The organism is Mycobacterium sp. NPDC050441, assembly GCF_040655355.1.
Taxonomy (GTDB): domain Bacteria; phylum Actinomycetota; class Actinomycetes; order Mycobacteriales; family Mycobacteriaceae; genus Mycobacterium.
This window is the reverse complement of the sequence record NZ_JBFAJS010000002.1, coordinates 285254-300601: the sequence shown is the minus strand read 5'-3', so window position 1 is coordinate 300601 and position 15348 is coordinate 285254. Positions and strand designations below refer to the sequence as shown.

Annotated in this window: 18 protein-coding genes and 1 pseudogene; 14 read left to right on the top strand and 5 right to left on the bottom strand. The window is 67.6% G+C overall.

Annotated features, from left to right (window positions below):
• Positions 1-21 precede the first annotated feature (21 nt).
• Positions 22-684 carry a FadR/GntR family transcriptional regulator gene (locus AB0I14_RS06545; RefSeq protein ID WP_358017671.1) on the top strand — a complete coding sequence of 221 codons (663 nt, stop codon included), beginning with the start codon at positions 22-24 and terminating at the stop codon, positions 682-684.
• On the opposite strand, the gene AB0I14_RS06540 is transcribed toward AB0I14_RS06545, so the two are convergent.
• Positions 672-1016 (bottom strand): helix-turn-helix domain-containing protein, encoded by a 345-nt coding sequence (locus AB0I14_RS06540; protein ID WP_358017667.1) that lies wholly within the window; start codon positions 1014-1016, stop codon positions 672-674. The two genes, AB0I14_RS06545 and AB0I14_RS06540, sit on opposite strands and share 13 nt — an antisense overlap.
• A 46-nt stretch (positions 1017-1062) precedes the next feature.
• On the opposite strand from AB0I14_RS06540, the gene AB0I14_RS06535 reads away from it, so the two are divergent.
• Genes AB0I14_RS06535 through AB0I14_RS06520 form a run of 4 tightly spaced genes read left to right on the top strand, consistent with a single transcriptional unit; the run spans position 1063 to position 3436 of the window.
• Positions 1063-1797: an SDR family oxidoreductase gene (locus AB0I14_RS06535; protein WP_358017664.1), complete on the top strand. Its 735-nt coding sequence runs from the start codon at positions 1063-1065 to the stop codon at positions 1795-1797.
• A 44-nt stretch (positions 1798-1841) separates the two neighbouring features.
• The gene (locus AB0I14_RS06530) at positions 1842-2282 is read left to right on the top strand and encodes a hypothetical protein (protein WP_358017661.1); all 441 of its coding nucleotides are present in this window, start codon (positions 1842-1844) and stop codon (positions 2280-2282) included.
• Positions 2215-3120, top strand: a complete 906-nt coding sequence (locus AB0I14_RS06525; protein ID WP_358017658.1) for a hypothetical protein — start codon at positions 2215-2217, stop codon at positions 3118-3120. Before AB0I14_RS06530 ends, AB0I14_RS06525 begins: the two co-directional genes overlap by 68 nt.
• Positions 3065-3436, top strand: a complete 372-nt coding sequence (locus tag AB0I14_RS06520; protein ID WP_358017655.1) for a metalloregulator ArsR/SmtB family transcription factor — start codon at positions 3065-3067, stop codon at positions 3434-3436. Before AB0I14_RS06525 ends, AB0I14_RS06520 begins: the two co-directional genes overlap by 56 nt.
• Position 3437: 1 nt before the next feature.
• Here AB0I14_RS06520 and AB0I14_RS06515 read toward each other — a convergent pair whose 3' ends face one another.
• Positions 3438-4781, bottom strand: coding sequence for a HAMP domain-containing sensor histidine kinase (locus AB0I14_RS06515; protein WP_358018996.1), 1344 nt, complete (start codon positions 4779-4781; stop codon positions 3438-3440).
• Positions 4782-4947: 166 nt separating this feature from the next.
• Between AB0I14_RS06515 and AB0I14_RS06510 the strand changes: the two genes are divergently transcribed.
• The 4 genes and pseudogenes from AB0I14_RS06510 to AB0I14_RS06495 all read left to right on the top strand — a co-directional run bounded on the left by AB0I14_RS06510 (position 4948) and on the right by AB0I14_RS06495 (position 7266).
• Positions 4948-5694 (top strand): Clp protease N-terminal domain-containing protein, encoded by a 747-nt coding sequence (locus AB0I14_RS06510; protein ID WP_358017651.1) that lies wholly within the window; start codon positions 4948-4950, stop codon positions 5692-5694.
• 39 nt (positions 5695-5733) lie between these two features.
• Positions 5734-6159, top strand: a complete 426-nt coding sequence (locus tag AB0I14_RS06505) for a PPOX class F420-dependent oxidoreductase (RefSeq protein ID WP_358017648.1) — start codon at positions 5734-5736, stop codon at positions 6157-6159.
• Between the two features lie 45 nt (positions 6160-6204).
• Positions 6205-6738: a hypothetical protein gene (locus AB0I14_RS06500; protein ID WP_358017645.1), complete on the top strand. Its 534-nt coding sequence runs from the start codon at positions 6205-6207 to the stop codon at positions 6736-6738.
• Positions 6738-7266: pseudogene (locus AB0I14_RS06495) on the top strand (GNAT family N-acetyltransferase). The gene AB0I14_RS06500 and the pseudogene AB0I14_RS06495 overlap by 1 nt, the downstream one beginning before the upstream one ends.
• Here the strand turns inward: AB0I14_RS06495 and zapE are convergent.
• Positions 7263-8300 (bottom strand): cell division protein ZapE, encoded by a 1038-nt coding sequence (zapE, locus tag AB0I14_RS06490; RefSeq protein ID WP_358017642.1) that lies wholly within the window; start codon positions 8298-8300, stop codon positions 7263-7265. The pseudogene AB0I14_RS06495 and the gene zapE overlap by 4 nt on opposite strands.
• A gap of 34 nt (positions 8301-8334) precedes the next feature.
• Here zapE and AB0I14_RS06485 point away from each other — a divergent pair, with 34 nt between their 5' ends.
• The 3 genes from AB0I14_RS06485 to aftC are packed head-to-tail and all read left to right on the top strand — an operon-like array spanning position 8335 to position 12037.
• On the top strand, positions 8335-9105 hold the full coding sequence (locus tag AB0I14_RS06485) for a pyrimidine reductase family protein (RefSeq protein ID WP_358017639.1): 771 nt from the start codon (positions 8335-8337) through the stop codon (positions 9103-9105).
• A 28-nt stretch (positions 9106-9133) separates the two neighbouring features.
• Positions 9134-10711 carry an alpha/beta hydrolase gene (locus AB0I14_RS06480; RefSeq protein WP_358017636.1) on the top strand — a complete coding sequence of 526 codons (1578 nt, stop codon included), beginning with the start codon at positions 9134-9136 and terminating at the stop codon, positions 10709-10711.
• A 21-nt stretch (positions 10712-10732) separates the two neighbouring features.
• Positions 10733-12037, top strand: coding sequence for an arabinofuranan 3-O-arabinosyltransferase (aftC, locus tag AB0I14_RS06475; RefSeq protein ID WP_358017633.1), 1305 nt, complete (start codon positions 10733-10735; stop codon positions 12035-12037).
• Here aftC and AB0I14_RS06470 read toward each other — a convergent pair.
• Both AB0I14_RS06470 and AB0I14_RS06465 read right to left on the bottom strand, forming a co-directional pair.
• The gene (locus AB0I14_RS06470) at positions 12029-12601 is read right to left on the bottom strand and encodes a class I SAM-dependent methyltransferase (protein WP_358017630.1); all 573 of its coding nucleotides are present in this window, start codon (positions 12599-12601) and stop codon (positions 12029-12031) included. The two genes, aftC and AB0I14_RS06470, sit on opposite strands and share 9 nt — an antisense overlap.
• 80 nt (positions 12602-12681) lie before the next feature.
• Complete coding sequence (locus AB0I14_RS06465; protein ID WP_358017627.1) at positions 12682-13431, bottom strand: helix-turn-helix transcriptional regulator; 750 nt, start codon at positions 13429-13431, stop codon at positions 12682-12684.
• 89 nt (positions 13432-13520) lie between these two features.
• Here AB0I14_RS06465 and msrB point away from each other — a divergent pair, with 89 nt between their 5' ends.
• Positions 13521-13937 carry a peptide-methionine (R)-S-oxide reductase MsrB gene (gene msrB / locus AB0I14_RS06460; RefSeq protein ID WP_358017624.1) on the top strand — a complete coding sequence of 139 codons (417 nt, stop codon included), beginning with the start codon at positions 13521-13523 and terminating at the stop codon, positions 13935-13937.
• Between the two features lie 17 nt (positions 13938-13954).
• The gene (locus AB0I14_RS06455; protein WP_358017621.1) at positions 13955-15334 is read left to right on the top strand and encodes a DUF2252 domain-containing protein; all 1380 of its coding nucleotides are present in this window, start codon (positions 13955-13957) and stop codon (positions 15332-15334) included.
• Positions 15335-15348: the final 14 nt, after the last annotated feature.

Genomic DNA, 15348 nt, shown 5'->3' with positions numbered 1-15348 from the left:
GCCAATGAAAGGACGGAAGAGTTGCCGCTCGCCACAACGCGACGCACAGGCTTGGTCGACCAGGTGATCGAGCAACTGCGCACCCTGGTCACCTCGGGCGAATGGCCGGTCGACAGCCGGATCCCCACCGAGCCCGAACTGGTCGAGGCCCTCGGCGTGGGGCGCAACACTGTGCGCGAGGCGATCCGCGCCCTGGCGCACAACGGCATCTTCGAAGTACGACAGGGCGACGGCACCTACGTGCGCGCCACCAGCGAGGTATCCGCAGCCCTGCGCCGGCTGTGCGGGTCCGAACTGCGCGACGTGCTGCAGGTCCGGCGCTGCCTCGAGGTGGAGGGCGCCCGCCTGGCCGCCGTCGCCCGCACCGAAGAAGATCTGGTCGAGCTGCGCGCCCACCTGGCACACACCAACACCACCGACCATGCACGGTTCACCCACTCCGACACCGAATTCCACCTGGCCGTCGTGCGTGCGTCGCACAATCCGGTACTCGTCGAGATCTACCGCGGGCTCCTGGAGGCGATCACCGCCAGCGTCGCGACGACAAGCGCAGGCCCCGGCGGGATGTTCCCGCACGACGATCTGGTCGAAGCGATCGCCGACGGCGATGTGGAACGCGCCGGGCGGGAGGCCGCAGGCTTTCTCGATGAGCTCCTGGAACGGTCCCCGACTCAGGGCTGCTGAGACTTCCCCGCCTTCCAGGATTCCGACCAATCCCACAATCCCGACAGCGCCGCCCCCAGTCCGGCACCGGCGACTGTGAGTTCCCATGCCCCGGTTTCGTTCTTGACAACCAGTCCGGCGGCGACGAGTTGTTGCAACCGCTCCGACAACATGCTCGACGAGCAATTGCCCATGTGTCGGCGCAGCTCAAGGAAGCCCAGCGACCCCGGCTCGAGCTCCCAGATCACCCGCATCACCCAGCGCTGCCCCAGCAGCTCCATGACCGCCAGCATCGGCGCATTCGCCGGGTCTTCGCCACGGCGAACGAACTCAGGTCCAGTTGCGCTTCTCATTTAGAACCATCATATTGGTTCTAAATCAGAAGCACGGAGGCCAGTCATGAAAGTTGCGCTCGTCACCGGCGCATCACGCGGGATCGGCGCCGAGGTGGCCCACCAACTCGGCGCGGCCGGCGTGCACGTGATCGTCAACTACCGCGAGAAAACCAAGCGGGCCAACGCGATCGTGAACGCCATCTCGGCGGCCGGCGGCCGGGGTTCCGTCGCGGGCGCGGATATCTGCGATCTCGACGCCACGGCCGACATGCTCAGCAGTATCAGGGATACGTTCGGCCGCTTGGACATCTTGGTGCTCAACGCTTCCGGCGGGCTGGAGCGCGGCGCCGACGCCGGCTACGCCATGCGGATCAACCGCGATGCCCAGGTGCGCCTGGCCGAGCTTGCGCTACCACTGCTCAGCCCGGGTGGACGCATCGTGTTCGTCACCAGCCATCAGGCCCACTTCCACGGACAACAGCCCGTTCCCGCCGATTACCTGCCCATCGCTGCCAGCAAGCGCGCCGGCGAGGATGCGTTGCGCGCGATGCAGTCCCGTTTCGACGACGCCGGGGTGTCGTTCGTCGTGGTGTCCGGCGACATGATCGACGGCACGATCATCGTGCGACTGCTGGCCCGTCGCGATCCGAATGCCATTGCGGCCAGGCAGATTCACGGCGCCCTGCCTACCGTCGAGGAGTTCGCCGGGGCGATCGCCGCCGCCGCGCTCGGGCCCGCCACCTCGGAAGACACCGTGTATGTCGGCGGCGCCGACTACATGGCCGCCGGCAGCACGTAAAACATATAGGTGCGCAACTGCGCACATATTGACATACTGGCGGGGTGGCAAGCATCCACCCCGTGCGCGATCCCCTGTTCCGGCGCCTGTACGCCGCACAGGTGGTGGCCCTGCTGGGCACCGGACTGCTCACCGTGGCGCTCGGACTGCTCGCCTACGACGTGGCCGGCACCAACGCCGGGGCCGTGCTGGGAACCGCGCTGGCGATCAAGATGGTCGCCTACGTCTTCGTCGCCCCCGTGATGGCCGCGGCCTGCTCGCGGCTGCGGCCACGGCCACTGCTCATCGCAACCGATGTGCTGCGCGCCGCCGTCGCGCTGTCCCTGCCGTTCGTCGAATCTACTTGGCAGATCTATCTTTTGGTGTTCGTGCTGCAATCGGCGTCAGCCACGTTTACCCCGGGCCTTCCAGACCGTGATGGCAGCGGTCCTTCGCGACGAGCACACCTACACACAGGCGCTGTCCCTATCGCGGATGGCGTATGACCTGGAATCCCTGGCCAGTCCGATGCTCGCGGCGGCCCTGCTGACCGTGGTCGACTACCCCACCCTGTTCCTCGGAACCGTCGCGGGATTCCTGTCCTCGGCCACCGCGATCTTCTCCGTGCGACTGCCCGGGTCACCGGAAACGACACGGCCACAGCCATTCCGGGAGCGGATCTGGCGCGGCGCACAGGTCATGTGGGCCTCGACCGACCTGCGCGCCCTGCTCGCCTTGAACCTGGCCGTCGCCGCGGCGACCGCACTGGTAGTGGTCAACACCGTGGTCTACGTCCGCGATCTCCTCGGCGGCCACGCGAACGGTGTGGCGGCGGCACTGGCGTGTTACGGCGGAGGATCGATGCTGACGGCGCTGGGTGTACCGCGGCTTCTACTGCGTACGTCCGATCGTGCGGTGATGCTCGCCGGCGCGGTGATCTGCACCTCGGGACTGGGCGCGACAACGCTTTTCCTGTCGGCAGCGCCGGGCGGGTTCGCGGGTCGGGCCGCATTGGCGGTCCTCTGGGCGGCCCTCGGCATCGGCACCTCGATGGTCAACACCCCGGCGGCGCGGCTGTTGCGCCGCAACTCCACCGTCCAGGACCGCAACGAGGTCTTCACCGCACAGTTCTCGCTGTCCCATGCCGGTTTTCTGCTCACCTACCCGGTGGCGGGCTGGGTCGGCGCCACGCTCAACCAACCTGTTGCCGCCCTGTTGCTGGCCGCACTGGCTACACTCGCGACACTGGCAGCAGCCGTCATCTGGCCGCGTCGCGGGAGGGAGTTCCATGGCAGCGCAGCCCGGGAATCCGTCGTCTCGGCCGCAGGACAGTCTGGTCCATGAGGGCGCGCCCAACGACGAACGCCTCGACGTGGCCAGCGAAACATTCCGGATGTTGTCGGATCGCACCCGGCTGCACCTGCTATGGCTGCTGGCGCAGGGCGAGGCCGATGTCACCGCCCTGGCCGAGGCCACCGGGGCCTCCCGTACCTCCATCAGTCAGCACCTGGCGAAACTGAGATTCGCCCGCATGGTGGAGACCCGAAAGGACGGCCGACGGGTCTACTACCGCCTGCGCGACGGTCATCTGAGCCGCGTGGTTCAGGAAGGTCTCAATCATGCCGATCATCGCGTGACCGGGGAGCCGTCCCACCCCTGAGTCAGAAGGGGGCGTCCTCCACCCGCGCGCGGGTCAACGGCAGCTGAAGTAACAACCGCGCACCACCCAGTGGGCTCTCGATCAAAGCAGCTGTACCACCGTGCAATTCGGCCTGTTGCGCCACCAGAGCCAAGCCCAGCCCGGATCCCGACCGCGACGCCGTCGATCCGCGGGCGAACCGCTCGAAAACCTCGGCCCGCTCGGCCTCGGGCACCCCGGAACCGTTGTCGTCGACCACGATCTGCACGTCGTCGGCCGAACTGACTGCGCTGAGCCGGATTTCGGTGGCGCCACCATGCTTGACGGCGTTGGCGATGGCATTGTCGATCACCAGCCGCAGACCCGCGGGCATGCCCAGCATCAACACGGTCGGCGAGGGCATCAGCGTGGCCCGCAAGCCCGGATAGGTCCGCAGAGCGTCGTGCGCCGCGCGGTCGAGCAACTCGGTGACATCCATCGGCACGAAATCCTCGACCGTGGTCAACTCCCCCTGAGCCAACCGCTCGAGGGCGGTCAGGGTGCCTTCGATGCGGCTCTGTGTGCGCATGACATCCCCGATCACCTCCTTGCGCTGCTCGTCGGTCATGTCCAGGGTCGAAAGCACTTCCAGGTTGGTGCGCATCGCGGTGAGCGGGGTCCGAAGTTCATGGGAAGCCACCGCGGCGAAATCGCGGGCCGATTCGAGCGCAGCCTTGGTGCGCTCCTGCTCGTTGCCGATGCGCGCCAGCATGCCCTCGACCGCCTCGGCGATCTGCACGGCCTCACGCACACCGCGCACCTGCACCTCGTCGGGTTTGGACTGGGCGTTGATGGCGCGGGCCTGCTGGGCCAGCAGGCGGAACGGCGTGATCATCACCAACGAGATCATCCAACCCACCACGATGGTGCTGCCGATCACGCCGCCACAGATCAGCAACACCCGCAGGTGCAGTTCATCGATCCGGCGCTGCGTCTCGGCCAGCGGCGCCCCGAGGGCGATGATCGCCGGGCCCGCCGTGAACGTACGCACGCGGTACTCGACCCCGTCGATGGTGGTGTTGGTGTACCCGTTCTCCAGCCGCGGCAGGACGATGTCGCTGGGCACCGAGACACTGACGCCGCCGATGTGCGCCGTACGGACCAGACCGCCGTCGTCGGGCATGGCCTTGTCCGCAGACCCCTGCTTCGTGGCGGTGAGCAGCGTGCTGACATCACCGAGGCTGCTCAGTGAATCCAGGCGCCGGTCCAGCTGGCTGTACTGGTCGTTGGTGACGCCGATCCACACCCAGGTCCCGAGCGTGATGACGGTGACCACCACCGACAGCGCACCCACGATGACGATCGTGCGCAACGACAACACGCGCATCACCGGCCGCAGCACGGGCCGCAGCAGCGCCAGGACGCGATCTTCGAGATTCACTGGCGTCATCTTGCCCGATCCGCGCGGGCCGGCGCCCCCAGCACCGCGTCACCGACGAAATCAGCGTCAACTCACGGTTGACGATTACCTACCGTCAACCTACAGTTGACGCATGAGCAAACCCGTCACCATCACCAACCCCGTCCGCCTCGACGACCTCATCGGTGCGATCAAGAAGGCTCATACCGAACCGCTCGAGCAGTTGATCGATGCCGTGATCGCCGCCGACGCGCTCGGCGAGATCGCCGACCACCTCATCGGACATTTCGTCGACCAGGCTCGACGCTCGGGTGCCTCCTGGACCGACATCGGCACGGCCATGGGCGTCACCAAGCAGGCCGCCCAGAAGCGGTTCGTGCCAAAGGTTCCCGCTTTCGACCCGTCCACCCTCGACCCCAACGCCGGATTCGGCCGGTTCACCCCGCGAGCCCGCAACGTCGTCGTGGTCTCCCAGAACACCGCGCACGCGGCAGGCAACGCCGAGATCACCCCCGAGCACCTCCTGCTGGCACTGTTCGCCGAACCAGACGGAATCGGCGCCAAACTCCTTGCCAACCAAGGCATCACCGCCGAAACCGCCCGCGCCGCCATCACCCTGCCGCCGCCCGCCGGAGCTGTCCCGGCCCTGATCCCGTTCAACGCAGGGGCCAAAAAAGCGCTGGAACTGACCTTCCGCCAAGCACTTCGGCTCGGCCACAACTACATCGGCACCGAACACATCCTGCTCGCGCTGGCCGAGGCCGAAGGCGACGACGGTCCGCTGCACCGTCTCGGCGCCGACCCCGCACGGTTCGAGGCCGAACTCGCCGTCGCGCTGGCACCGTTCACCGCGAAAGGCGAGGACACGGCCGGACAGTGAGCGGGGAATGAAAGCGCCCGCCCAACCGTAGAACGTGACGTGTTACTCAACGACGCCGCACGCGACTTCATCGGCGCAGGTGCCGACGCCACGCTCGTGACCCTGAATCCGGACGGGAGCCCGCAGGTCACCCTGGTCTGGGTGGCCCTGCAGTCCACCCCGGACGGCGACGAGCTCGTCACCGCGCACCTGGCCGAACACAAAAAGGTCCGCAACGTCCGCCGGGACCCACGTGTCGCCCTGACGATCGTCGATCCCGGCCGGGTGGGCGAGGTGATGCGTCCATACCTGTCGATCACCGGCACCGCCCGCGTCGTCGAGGGCGGCGCACCGGAACTCCTCAAAGAGCTGGCCCAGACCCTGGCCGCCCCCGACGTTCCGTTCCCGCCCAAGGACGCGCCGCCCGGTTGGCTCACGCGCATCCGGATCGACAAGGTCGGCGGCGTCGGCCCCTGGGTGTCCTGACCCATCCGGCTGTAACACGTTTCACTCTGTGCGATCATGCCTGGCATGCCTCGCTGGTTTGCGCTCATGTTCACGGCCCTGGTGGTGGCGGTCACCGCCCTGGTGGCCCCTCCGGCGGCCTCGGCCGAAAGCACACCGATCGGCAACATCGGCGACACGCTCCGCGTCGAGACCGCCAACGGCATCGTCGCCGACGTCACCGTGCACGACGTGCTCGCCAGTGACGTTCCGCCCGGCTGGGGATGGAACGGATCGCCGCGTTGGCGCGCCCAGGGCGGCCCCTGGCGGGTCCCGATCACGGTGACCACGATCCAGGCACCCAACCCGTACGCGATGGCGCTGGCGTTCACCTTCAACGGCGTCACCCCGTACGCCGACGCCTACGCGCCAAAGCACACCGATGCGCCCAACCGGCTCGAGGCGGCGCTGCGCAACGCACCGCCGGGAGCCACCGTCAACGGCGACGTCTACTGGGACGTCTACCGGGCACTGGTCACCAATGTGGTGTTGACCGACACCAAGACCGGCGAGCACCTGGCGCAGTGGAATCTGTGGCAGCCGGGCGCGCCGCTGCCTTGATTGTGACCCGTGCCGCGGCGGCCGACCTTCCGGAGCTCGCCGCGGTCGCGGCCGCCACGTTTCCCCTGGCCTGTCCCCCGTCGGTGACGCCGGACAACATCGCCGCATTCATCGCCGAAACCCTCTCCGAGGAACGCTTCGGCGAGTACCTCGCCGATCCGAACCGGATCATGCTGGTGGCCCGTGACACCTCGATCACCGGCTACGCCATGCTGATTCACGGCGTTCCCGAGGACGCCGATGTGCAGCGGGCGGTGACGCAACGGCCCGCGCTGGAGCTGTCCAAGATCTACGTGCTGCCCGATCGCCACGGCGGCGGTGCGGCCCGGGCCCTCATGACCGAGGCCCTGCAGACCGCGGCCGATTCCGGCGTCGGCTGTGTGGCTGGGGGTCAACCAGCTGAACCAGCGCGCCCAGCGCTTCTACGCCAAGAACGGTTTCACCGTCAGCGGCACCAAGACCTTCCGGCTCGGGACCGGCGTGGAGAGCGACTACGTGATGGTCCGCCCCGTCGGCCCGCCGGTCTAGACGGTGTTCTGCGCGGCGGCGGTCAACGCCAGCAGGCGCGAGGTGGCCCGCAGGTACTTCTTCCGGAAACCACCGGCCACCATCTCGGGGCTGAAAATGGTGTCCAGCTTGGTTCCCGACGCCAGCACCGGGACACCCGCGTCGTAGAGCCGGTCGGTCAGCGCCACCAACCGCAGCGCCACACTCTGATCCTCGATCGGGTGCACCCCGGTGATGAACACCTCGGTGACATCCTCGATCAACGCGTGATAGCGCGACGGATGCATGGTCGCCAGATGCGCACACAGCACGTCGAAGTCGTCGAGGGTCGCGCCGATGACGCCCTCGGCCCGCTGCGCCACCTCCTCGTCGGACAACGGCTCGGGGGCCGGTGGCAGATCACGATGGCGGTAGTCGGGACCCTCGATCCGCACGGTGGTGAAGATCTGGGCCAGCGTGTTGATCTCGCGCAGGAAGTCCTGGGCGGCGAACCGGCCCTCACCCAGCTGCTCGGGCAGCGTGTTCGAGGTGGCCGCGATCGACACGCCGCGCTCCACCAACGCCGAGAGCAACCGCGAGATCAACGTGGTGTTGCCCGGGTCGTCGAGCTCGAACTCGTCGATGCACACCAACGAGTACTCGGAGAGCAGGTCGATGCACTCGTTGTAGCCGAACACACCGGCCAGCTGGGTCAGCTCGCCGAAGGTGGCGAACGCGGTCGGGGCATCGCCCTGCGACAGCGTGTAATACGTCGAGGCCAGCAGGTGGGTCTTGCCGACACCGAACCCGCCGTCCAGGTACAGGCCGACCCCGGGCAGCACCTCGCGCTTGCCGAACAGCTTCTTCTTTCCCGCCCGCCGAACCGCGGCCTGTTCACAGAAACTGCGGCAGGATTGCACCGCCGCGGATTGGGACGGTTCGGCCGGGTCCGGGCGGTAACTGTCGAAGCTGACGTCGGCGAACGTCGGCGGCGGAACCAACTGTGCGACCAACCGCTCCGGCGTGACGGTGGGATGACGATCGGCGAGATGAGCGACGCCGCTGGACCCGTGCATTCAGGCAGCGTAACGACGTGCTCCAATTCAGTTCATGTCCGATGACACCGCCGGGACAGACCTGACCGTGCTGGGAAACGTCGACAAGATCGCCGACGGACAGCTGGCCGACTACTACGCCTACCCCGATGACCTGCAGCGATGTTGGGTGCGGGGCAATATGATCAGCAGCCTGGACGGCGGTGCCACCTCCGATGGCAAGTCCGGTGGGCTGGGCGGCCCGGGTGACCGGGCTGTGTTCAATCTCATGCGTCAGAGGGCCGACGTCATCCTGATGGGCGCGTCGACCGTGCGGATCGAGAACTACTCGGGCGTGCAGCTGTCGGTGGCGCAACGGCAGGAACGCCAACGACGCGGACAGGCCGAGGTGCCGCCGATCGCCGTCGTCACCGCCTCGGCCGCGCTCGACAACGACGCCAAGTTCTTCACCCGCACCGAGGTGCCACCGCTGATCCTCACCGCCACCAAGACCGTCGCCGACGCGCAGCGACGGCTGGGCGCGGTCGCCGAGGTGCTCGACGCCTCCGGCGCGGACCCCACCCGCGTCGAGCCGGCCGTGGCATTGCGAATCCTGGCCGAACGCAAGCTCTTCCGGGTGCTGACCGAAGGCGGCCCGTCGCTGCTGAGCCTGCTGATCGAAAACGAGCTACTCGACGAGTTGTGCCTGACCGTGGCACCGATCCTGGTCGGCGGGGTGGCCCGACGCGTCGCGACGGGTCCGGGCCAGGCGCACACCCGGATGCGGCCCGCACACCTGCTCACCGACGACGAGGGCTACCTGTACACCCGCTACGTCCGCGGGTAGCGCAAAGCGTGTCGCTACTGTGGTCAGCATGCGTCATCAGCTGGTGAAAGCCCTGAGGAGGTCGGCGGTCGCCGCTCCCGTCCTGTCACTACTGCTCACCGCATGCTCACCCCTGCTGGCCGCAGATCCGCGCTATGCCACCAACTCCGGCGCCCACCCGCAGGGACAGCCCGAAAGCACCTTGGCGGCCCCGCCCGGTCCCCCCGGCATCGAAGCGCCCAAGAACGACCTGTCGTGGCGGGACTGCACCCCGCGCGTGTTCAACGGCGCCGGCATCCCGCCGCTGCCCGACATCACGCTGGACTGCGCGACCTACGACGCGGACCTCGACTCCATCAACGGGGCCACCGGCACGCTCAGCATCGGCGTGGTGCGGGCCCGATCCACGCAGACCCCGCCCGACGCCGGCCCGCTGGTGATGACCACCGGATCCGACATCCCCACCTCGGTGCAGCTGCCGACGTGGCTGGCGCGCTCGGGAACCGACATCCTCAAATCGCATCCCATCGTCGCAGTGGACCGGCGCGGTATCGGGATGTCCGGGGCGGTGGATTGCCGCGACGTCTACGACCGTCAGGAAATGCTCGACCAGACGCAGTTTCAGGCCGGCGACGATCCGGTGGCCAACCTGGGTGCGGTCACCATGACCGCCACCACCAGTTGCACCGACACGATCGCCCCGGGCGACTCGGCCTACGACAATGCGCACACCGCCGAAGATCTGGAACGGCTGCGCAGCACCTGGGATGTGCCCGCTCTTGCGCTGCTGGGCGTCGGCAACGGCGCGCAGGTGGCGCTGGCCTACGCCGGCTCGCACCCCAACAAGGTGTCCCGGCTGATCCTGGATTCCCCGCTGCCGCTGGCAATCGGTGCCGAGGCCGCGGCCGAGCAACGTGTCAAGGGCCAGCAGGCCGCACTGGACGCGTTCGCCGCGCAGTGCGTGGCCACCAACTGCGCGCTGGCGCCGGATCCGAAGGGGGCCGTCGACGCGCTGCTGGCCGAAGCCCGGGCCGGCCGCGGCCCCGGGGGCGCCTCGGTGGCCACCCTGGCCGACGCGATCACCACCGGAATGGGCTTCCCGCAAGGTGACCGGGTGGCCGCCACCAACAACCTGGCGGGCGCCCTGGCCGCAGCTCGCGCCGGTGACGCCGGCCCGATCTCGGGCCTCATCACCCAGGCCGACAACCTGCGCCAATCCGACGGCCAGTTCGTCAACTCGTGCAGCGACGCACTCAACCGGCCCACCCCGGACCGCGTCCGCGAACTGGTGGTCGCCTGGGGCAAGCTCTATCCGCAGTTCGGCGCCGTCGGGGCACTGAACCTCGTCAAATGCCTGAACTGGCCCAGCGGCACCGCGCCGAAAGACCCGCAGAACCTCAAGATTCCGGTGCTGCTGCTCGGCGTGCACAACGATCCGATCGTCGGCAACGAGGGCGTCGCCGCAGTTGCCGCGACCATCATCAACGCCGGCGCCAACAACCGTCGCGTGATGTGGCAGGGCATCGGCCACGGCGCCAGCATCTACACCCCGTGTGCGCTCCCACCGCTGACGGGTTACCTCGACAGCGGCAAACTGCCCGAGACCGACACGTACTGTCCTGCCTGACGCCGGGCTCGATCGGCGTCGGTGTACGGTTCGCTGGTGGCCGAAGCAGAATCCCCGACCAATTCAGTCCGAGTCGGTCTTCTGAACTCCTTCCGTCCCCGCACCTCAGCGCCAAGCACCGGCTCGGTGCTGCGCTCGGTGTTGTGGCCGATCGCGATCCTGTCGATCATTCACCGCAGCTACGTGCTGGCCACCAACGGCTACATCACCGACGACTTCGGTCCGGTGTACCGCGCGGTCTCGAATTTCCGTCGGCACTGGGCCATCTACAACGAGCATTTCAACTTCGTCGACCCGCACTACCTGTACCCACCGGGCGGCACTCTGCTGCTGTCTCCCTTCGGGTTCCTGCCGGAGTTCGCGTCGCGCTTCTGGTTTGTCGCGTTCAACGCGTTGGCCGTCATCATCGCGGCCTGCCTTCTGGTGCGGCTGTTCAAGTTCTCCCTGACCTCGGTGGCGCTACCGGCCCTGCTGCTGGCCATGTTTTGCACCGAATCGGTCACCAACACACTGGTTTTCACCAACATCAACGGCTGCGTGCTCCTGGGCGAGGTGCTGTTCTTCTGGTTCCTGCTCAAGGGCGGCACCCGCAACGTCCTGATCGCCGGCGCGGCCATCGGGCTGACACTGGTGGTCAAACCCCTGCTCGTGGTGCTCCTGCTGCTGCCGCTGCTGAACCGGCAGTGGCGCGCCCTGATCACGGCAATCGGTGTGCCCCTGGTGTTCAACGCCGTGGCCTGGCCGCTGTCGGCGGACCCGATGGGCTTCGTGCGCAACACCGCGCCCTACATCCTTGAGACCCGCGACTACTTCAACTCCTCGATCCTGGGCAACGGCATCTACTACGGGCTGCCGATGTGGTTGATCATCGTGCTCCGCGTGAGCGCCGTGGTGCTGGCAGTCGTCAGCCTGTGGCTGCTGCACCGCTACTACCGCGAACGCGACCAGCTGTTCTGGATGCTGACCTCCTCGGGCGTGCTGCTGGTCAGCTCGTGGCTGGTGCTCGGGCTCGCCCAGGGCTACTACTCGATGATGCTGTTCCCGTTCCTAATGACGGTGGTGCTGCCGAATTCCGTGATCCGGAACTGGCCGGCGTGGCTGGGGATCTACGGGTTCATGACCATGGACCGCTGGTTGTTGTGGCGCTGGCCGACCACCGGCCGGTTCCTGGAGTACATGAAGATCACCTACGGCTGGTCACTGTTGTTGATCGTGGTGTTCTGCGTGCTGTACTTCCGCTACCTCGACGCCAAGCAGGACGGCAGGCTCGACGAGGGCATCGACCCGCCGTGGCTGAGCCGACCCAAGGAAGCCGAATCAGTCTGACGTGAACTGCATGACCTGACCCGCCAGCCGGGTCCGGGTCTGCATCGACAGGCCGTGCCGCGCGCAGACCTCATCGAGTTCATCGGGATTCACCAGCCGGAACGGTGACCGGTCGAGCCGGTGGATCGCGGTCGCCACCGGCGTACGGGTCAGGTCATAGCCGGTGAACACCCCGCCGGGCCGCAACACCCGGGCGATCTCGGCGATCGCCTTCTCCCAGTCCACGATGTGGTGCAGCATCAGGCAGCTGAGCACCGAATCGAACGAGTCGTCGGTGAACGGCAGGTCGGTGGCATCGGCCCCGCGCACGGTCACATCTGGAAACGCCTGCAGCCGCTGGGCCGCGGTGCGCACCATGGCCGGGTCGAAGTCGGTGGCGGTGATGGCCAGCTCCGGATCGGCCTGCCGCAGGCGGGCCGCGATATCACCACTACCCGAGCCGATTTCGAGAACATCGCGGCCCAGGCGAGCAACCGGAATGCTGCCGAGCACGGCCTGCCCGGTGCCGCCCCGCCACAGCGCCGTCTTGCAGAAGGCGCGCTCGATCTGTGACATTGCCGGCATGTGAGCTCCCGTCGTTGTGGGCTGATCCTGCATCGAGCGTCGCGCAAATCCCGGTTCAGCGCTTGTACGGATCCGTCCGATCAGCCCAACGCACGCGCCACGTCGCTGGGGGCGATTCCGGTCAACTCACGGCACACCCGGGTGGCGTGCGCACCGTCGGCGAACCCGGCCAGGTGCGCCGCATCGGTGATCGATTCACCGGCGCCAAGGTGCTCCAGCGCGGCCAGCAGTCGCGTCCACCGCGCCATCGCCCCGAACGAGGTCCCGGTCTGCTTGCGGAAAAGCCGGCCCAGATAGTCCGCCGACATCGCCACCTCACCGGCGACCGACCCCAGATCGGTGCGACTGGGGATCCGGGCGGTGACCAGTTGGACCGCCTCGCGCACCTGCGGGTGCACCGCCGCTTCGGTCGGGACACCGACCCCGCCGAGCAGCGTGTGGACCACCAGGTCGGCCGCCCCGGAGAGATCCTCGGCCCGTACGGCGGCCGCCACCGCTGCGGCAAGCGACTCGGCGCCGTCGATCGCCCACACGCCGGAGCTCGCACCCCGCGCCTGGATCACGGCGTTAAGTGTTGTTGCCGTGGATGTTTCGGGTCCCAGGTAGATGGACAGGGCCGCGCTCGCGCCATCCGGACGCATCGCATGCCGGGTGCCGCCGGCCACCGCCGCGATGGAGCACCGCTGGCTGGTCCCGTCAGCAGCCACCAACGCCAGCGGGCCATCGATCCCGACTGCGAGTTGCACCGCCGGATGGTGGTGCAACTCGATGTCACCGAACGACCCCGCCACCGCCGTCACGCCGGGTCTGGTGATCCAGCTGCCGCGCATAACGCAGGCTACCGCGGGTACAGCGGCGGTTGCTTGTACAGATCCGTCGTACCTGGCGCGCCTCGGTCCACAGCACGTAACTTGGGGATATGACGACCGACGGTCCCAAGCTGGAACTGACCGATGACGAGTGGCGCGCCAAGCTCACCCCCGAGGAGTTCTCGGTGCTGCGCCGGGCGGGCACCGAGCGCCCTTTCGTCGGTGAGTACACCGACACCAAGACCGAAGGTGTCTACGAGTGCCGGGCCTGCGGAGCCGAACTCTTCCGCAGCACCGAGAAGTTCGAATCCCATTGCGGCTGGCCGTCGTTCTTCGATCCGGCCGATTCGGCCGCGGTCATCCTGCGGTCGGACGACACACTGGGGATGCGCCGCGTCGAGGTGATCTGCGCCAACTGCCACAGCCACCTCGGCCACGTGTTCGAGGGCGAGGGTTACCCCACTCCGACCGATCAGCGGTACTGCATCAACTCGATCTCACTGAAGCTGGTGCCGAAAACCGCCTGACACCGAAGGCCCCGTCCATGTTTCGATCCGTGCAGGACCGTCGCGATCTGGGCCGGGCTGCGCGGTCCACGCTGCCGAGGTCCGCGCTGGCCGAGCTGCCACCGGCAACAGACCGAGCGGATCCGGTGAAGTTGCTGCAATCCCAGGCGCCGACGCGGATAGCCGAACTCATTCCGATCCGGTACGGCCGCATGCTGGCGACGCCGCTGGCCTTCTTCCGCGGCGGCGCGCTGATCATGGCGGCGGATCTCGCCGCGGGTGTACATACCGGGCTCACCGCCCAGCTGTGCGGCGATGCGCATCTGTCCAACTTCGGCCTGTTCGCCTCGGCGGAACGCAACCTGGTGTTCGACATCAACGATTTCGACGAGACCCTGCCCGGGCCGTGGGAGTGGGATGTCAAGCGGTTGGTGGCCAGCCTCGCAACCGCCGCTCGCGTCAACGGATTTCAGCCTGCTGACACCGCCACCGCGGTCCGCGCGTGCGCGGCTGCGTACCGGGAACGGATGTTGGAACTGGCCGAGATGCGCGAGTTGGACGTGTGGTACGCGCACACCGTCGTCGACGCGGCACTGGAAGCGAGCGTCGACACCAAGTACGCCGCGTCGATCCGGCAAACAGCCGCCAAGGCCCGCACTCGCGACAGTCTGCAGGCCGCCTCGAAACTGACCCAGGTCGTCGACGGACAACGCCGCCTGGTCAGTAATCCGCCGTTGCTCGTCCCCGTCGAGGAACTCGTGGGCGCCGATGAGGCCGGCCGCTACGCGCAACAGATGGGCGCGCTGGTGGAGCGCTACCGCCAGAGCCTGGATCCCGCCCGGCGCTGCCTCATCGACCGGTTCCGGTACGCGGCCATGGCCCGCAAGGTGGTCGGGGTCGGCAGCGTGGGGCTGCGGTCGTGGGTGGTGATGATGCTGGGGCGCGACGACAACGACCCGTCACTGATCCAGGTCAAGGAGGCCCAGCCGTCGGTGTTTGAGCGATACCTTGGCGCCAGTGAATATGCCAATGCCGCACAACGCGTCTCGGTCGGTCAGCGGCTGATGCAAGCCAGCAGCGACATCCTGTTGGGCTGGTTGCACGCGGTGGGCCCGGACGGCCACGAAGCGGACTACTACGTGCGGCAGTTGCGCGATTGGAAGGGTTCCGTATCGATCGAGTCGTCCGACCCGAGGCTGCTCGCCGATTACGGACGATCCTGCGGACATGCTTTGGCACGTGCCCACGCCCGCACAGGTGACCGCATCGCGATCGCCGCATATCTCGGCCACGGCGACGTCGCCGATACCGCATTCGTGCGGTTCGCCGAGGCCTACGCCGACCAGAACGGCCATGACTACGCGGCATTACAGCAAGCGGTCGCCGACGGTCGGATCAGCGCAGAGTCCGACCTGTAGCGCCCAGCCGAATT

Bases quoted from the DNA above. Each gene is read 5' to 3' on its own strand.
- AB0I14_RS06485 (WP_358017639.1), top strand. From the start codon at position 8,335: ATGTCCGATGACACCGCCGGGACAGACCTGACCGTGCTGGGAAACGTC.
- AB0I14_RS06540 (WP_358017667.1), bottom strand. From the start codon at position 1,016: ATGAGAAGCGCAACTGGACCTGAGTTCGTTCGCCGTGGCGAAGACCCG.
- AB0I14_RS06535 (WP_358017664.1), top strand. From the start codon at position 1,063: ATGAAAGTTGCGCTCGTCACCGGCGCATCACGCGGGATCGGCGCCGAG.
- AB0I14_RS06480 (WP_358017636.1), top strand. From the start codon at position 9,134: ATGCGTCATCAGCTGGTGAAAGCCCTGAGGAGGTCGGCGGTCGCCGCT.
- AB0I14_RS06500 (WP_358017645.1), top strand. From the start codon at position 6,205: ATGCCTCGCTGGTTTGCGCTCATGTTCACGGCCCTGGTGGTGGCGGTC.
- zapE (WP_358017642.1), bottom strand. From the start codon at position 8,300: ATGCACGGGTCCAGCGGCGTCGCTCATCTCGCCGATCGTCATCCCACC.
- AB0I14_RS06510 (WP_358017651.1), top strand. From the start codon at position 4,948: ATGAGCAAACCCGTCACCATCACCAACCCCGTCCGCCTCGACGACCTC.
- AB0I14_RS06525 (WP_358017658.1), top strand. From the start codon at position 2,215: ATGGCAGCGGTCCTTCGCGACGAGCACACCTACACACAGGCGCTGTCC.
- msrB (WP_358017624.1), top strand. From the start codon at position 13,521: ATGACGACCGACGGTCCCAAGCTGGAACTGACCGATGACGAGTGGCGC.
- AB0I14_RS06520 (WP_358017655.1), top strand. From the start codon at position 3,065: ATGGCAGCGCAGCCCGGGAATCCGTCGTCTCGGCCGCAGGACAGTCTG.
- AB0I14_RS06455 (WP_358017621.1), top strand. From the start codon at position 13,955: ATGTTTCGATCCGTGCAGGACCGTCGCGATCTGGGCCGGGCTGCGCGG.
- AB0I14_RS06515 (WP_358018996.1), bottom strand. From the start codon at position 4,781: ATGCGCGTGTTGTCGTTGCGCACGATCGTCATCGTGGGTGCGCTGTCG.
- AB0I14_RS06470 (WP_358017630.1), bottom strand. From the start codon at position 12,601: ATGCCGGCAATGTCACAGATCGAGCGCGCCTTCTGCAAGACGGCGCTG.
- AB0I14_RS06465 (WP_358017627.1), bottom strand. From the start codon at position 13,431: ATGCGCGGCAGCTGGATCACCAGACCCGGCGTGACGGCGGTGGCGGGG.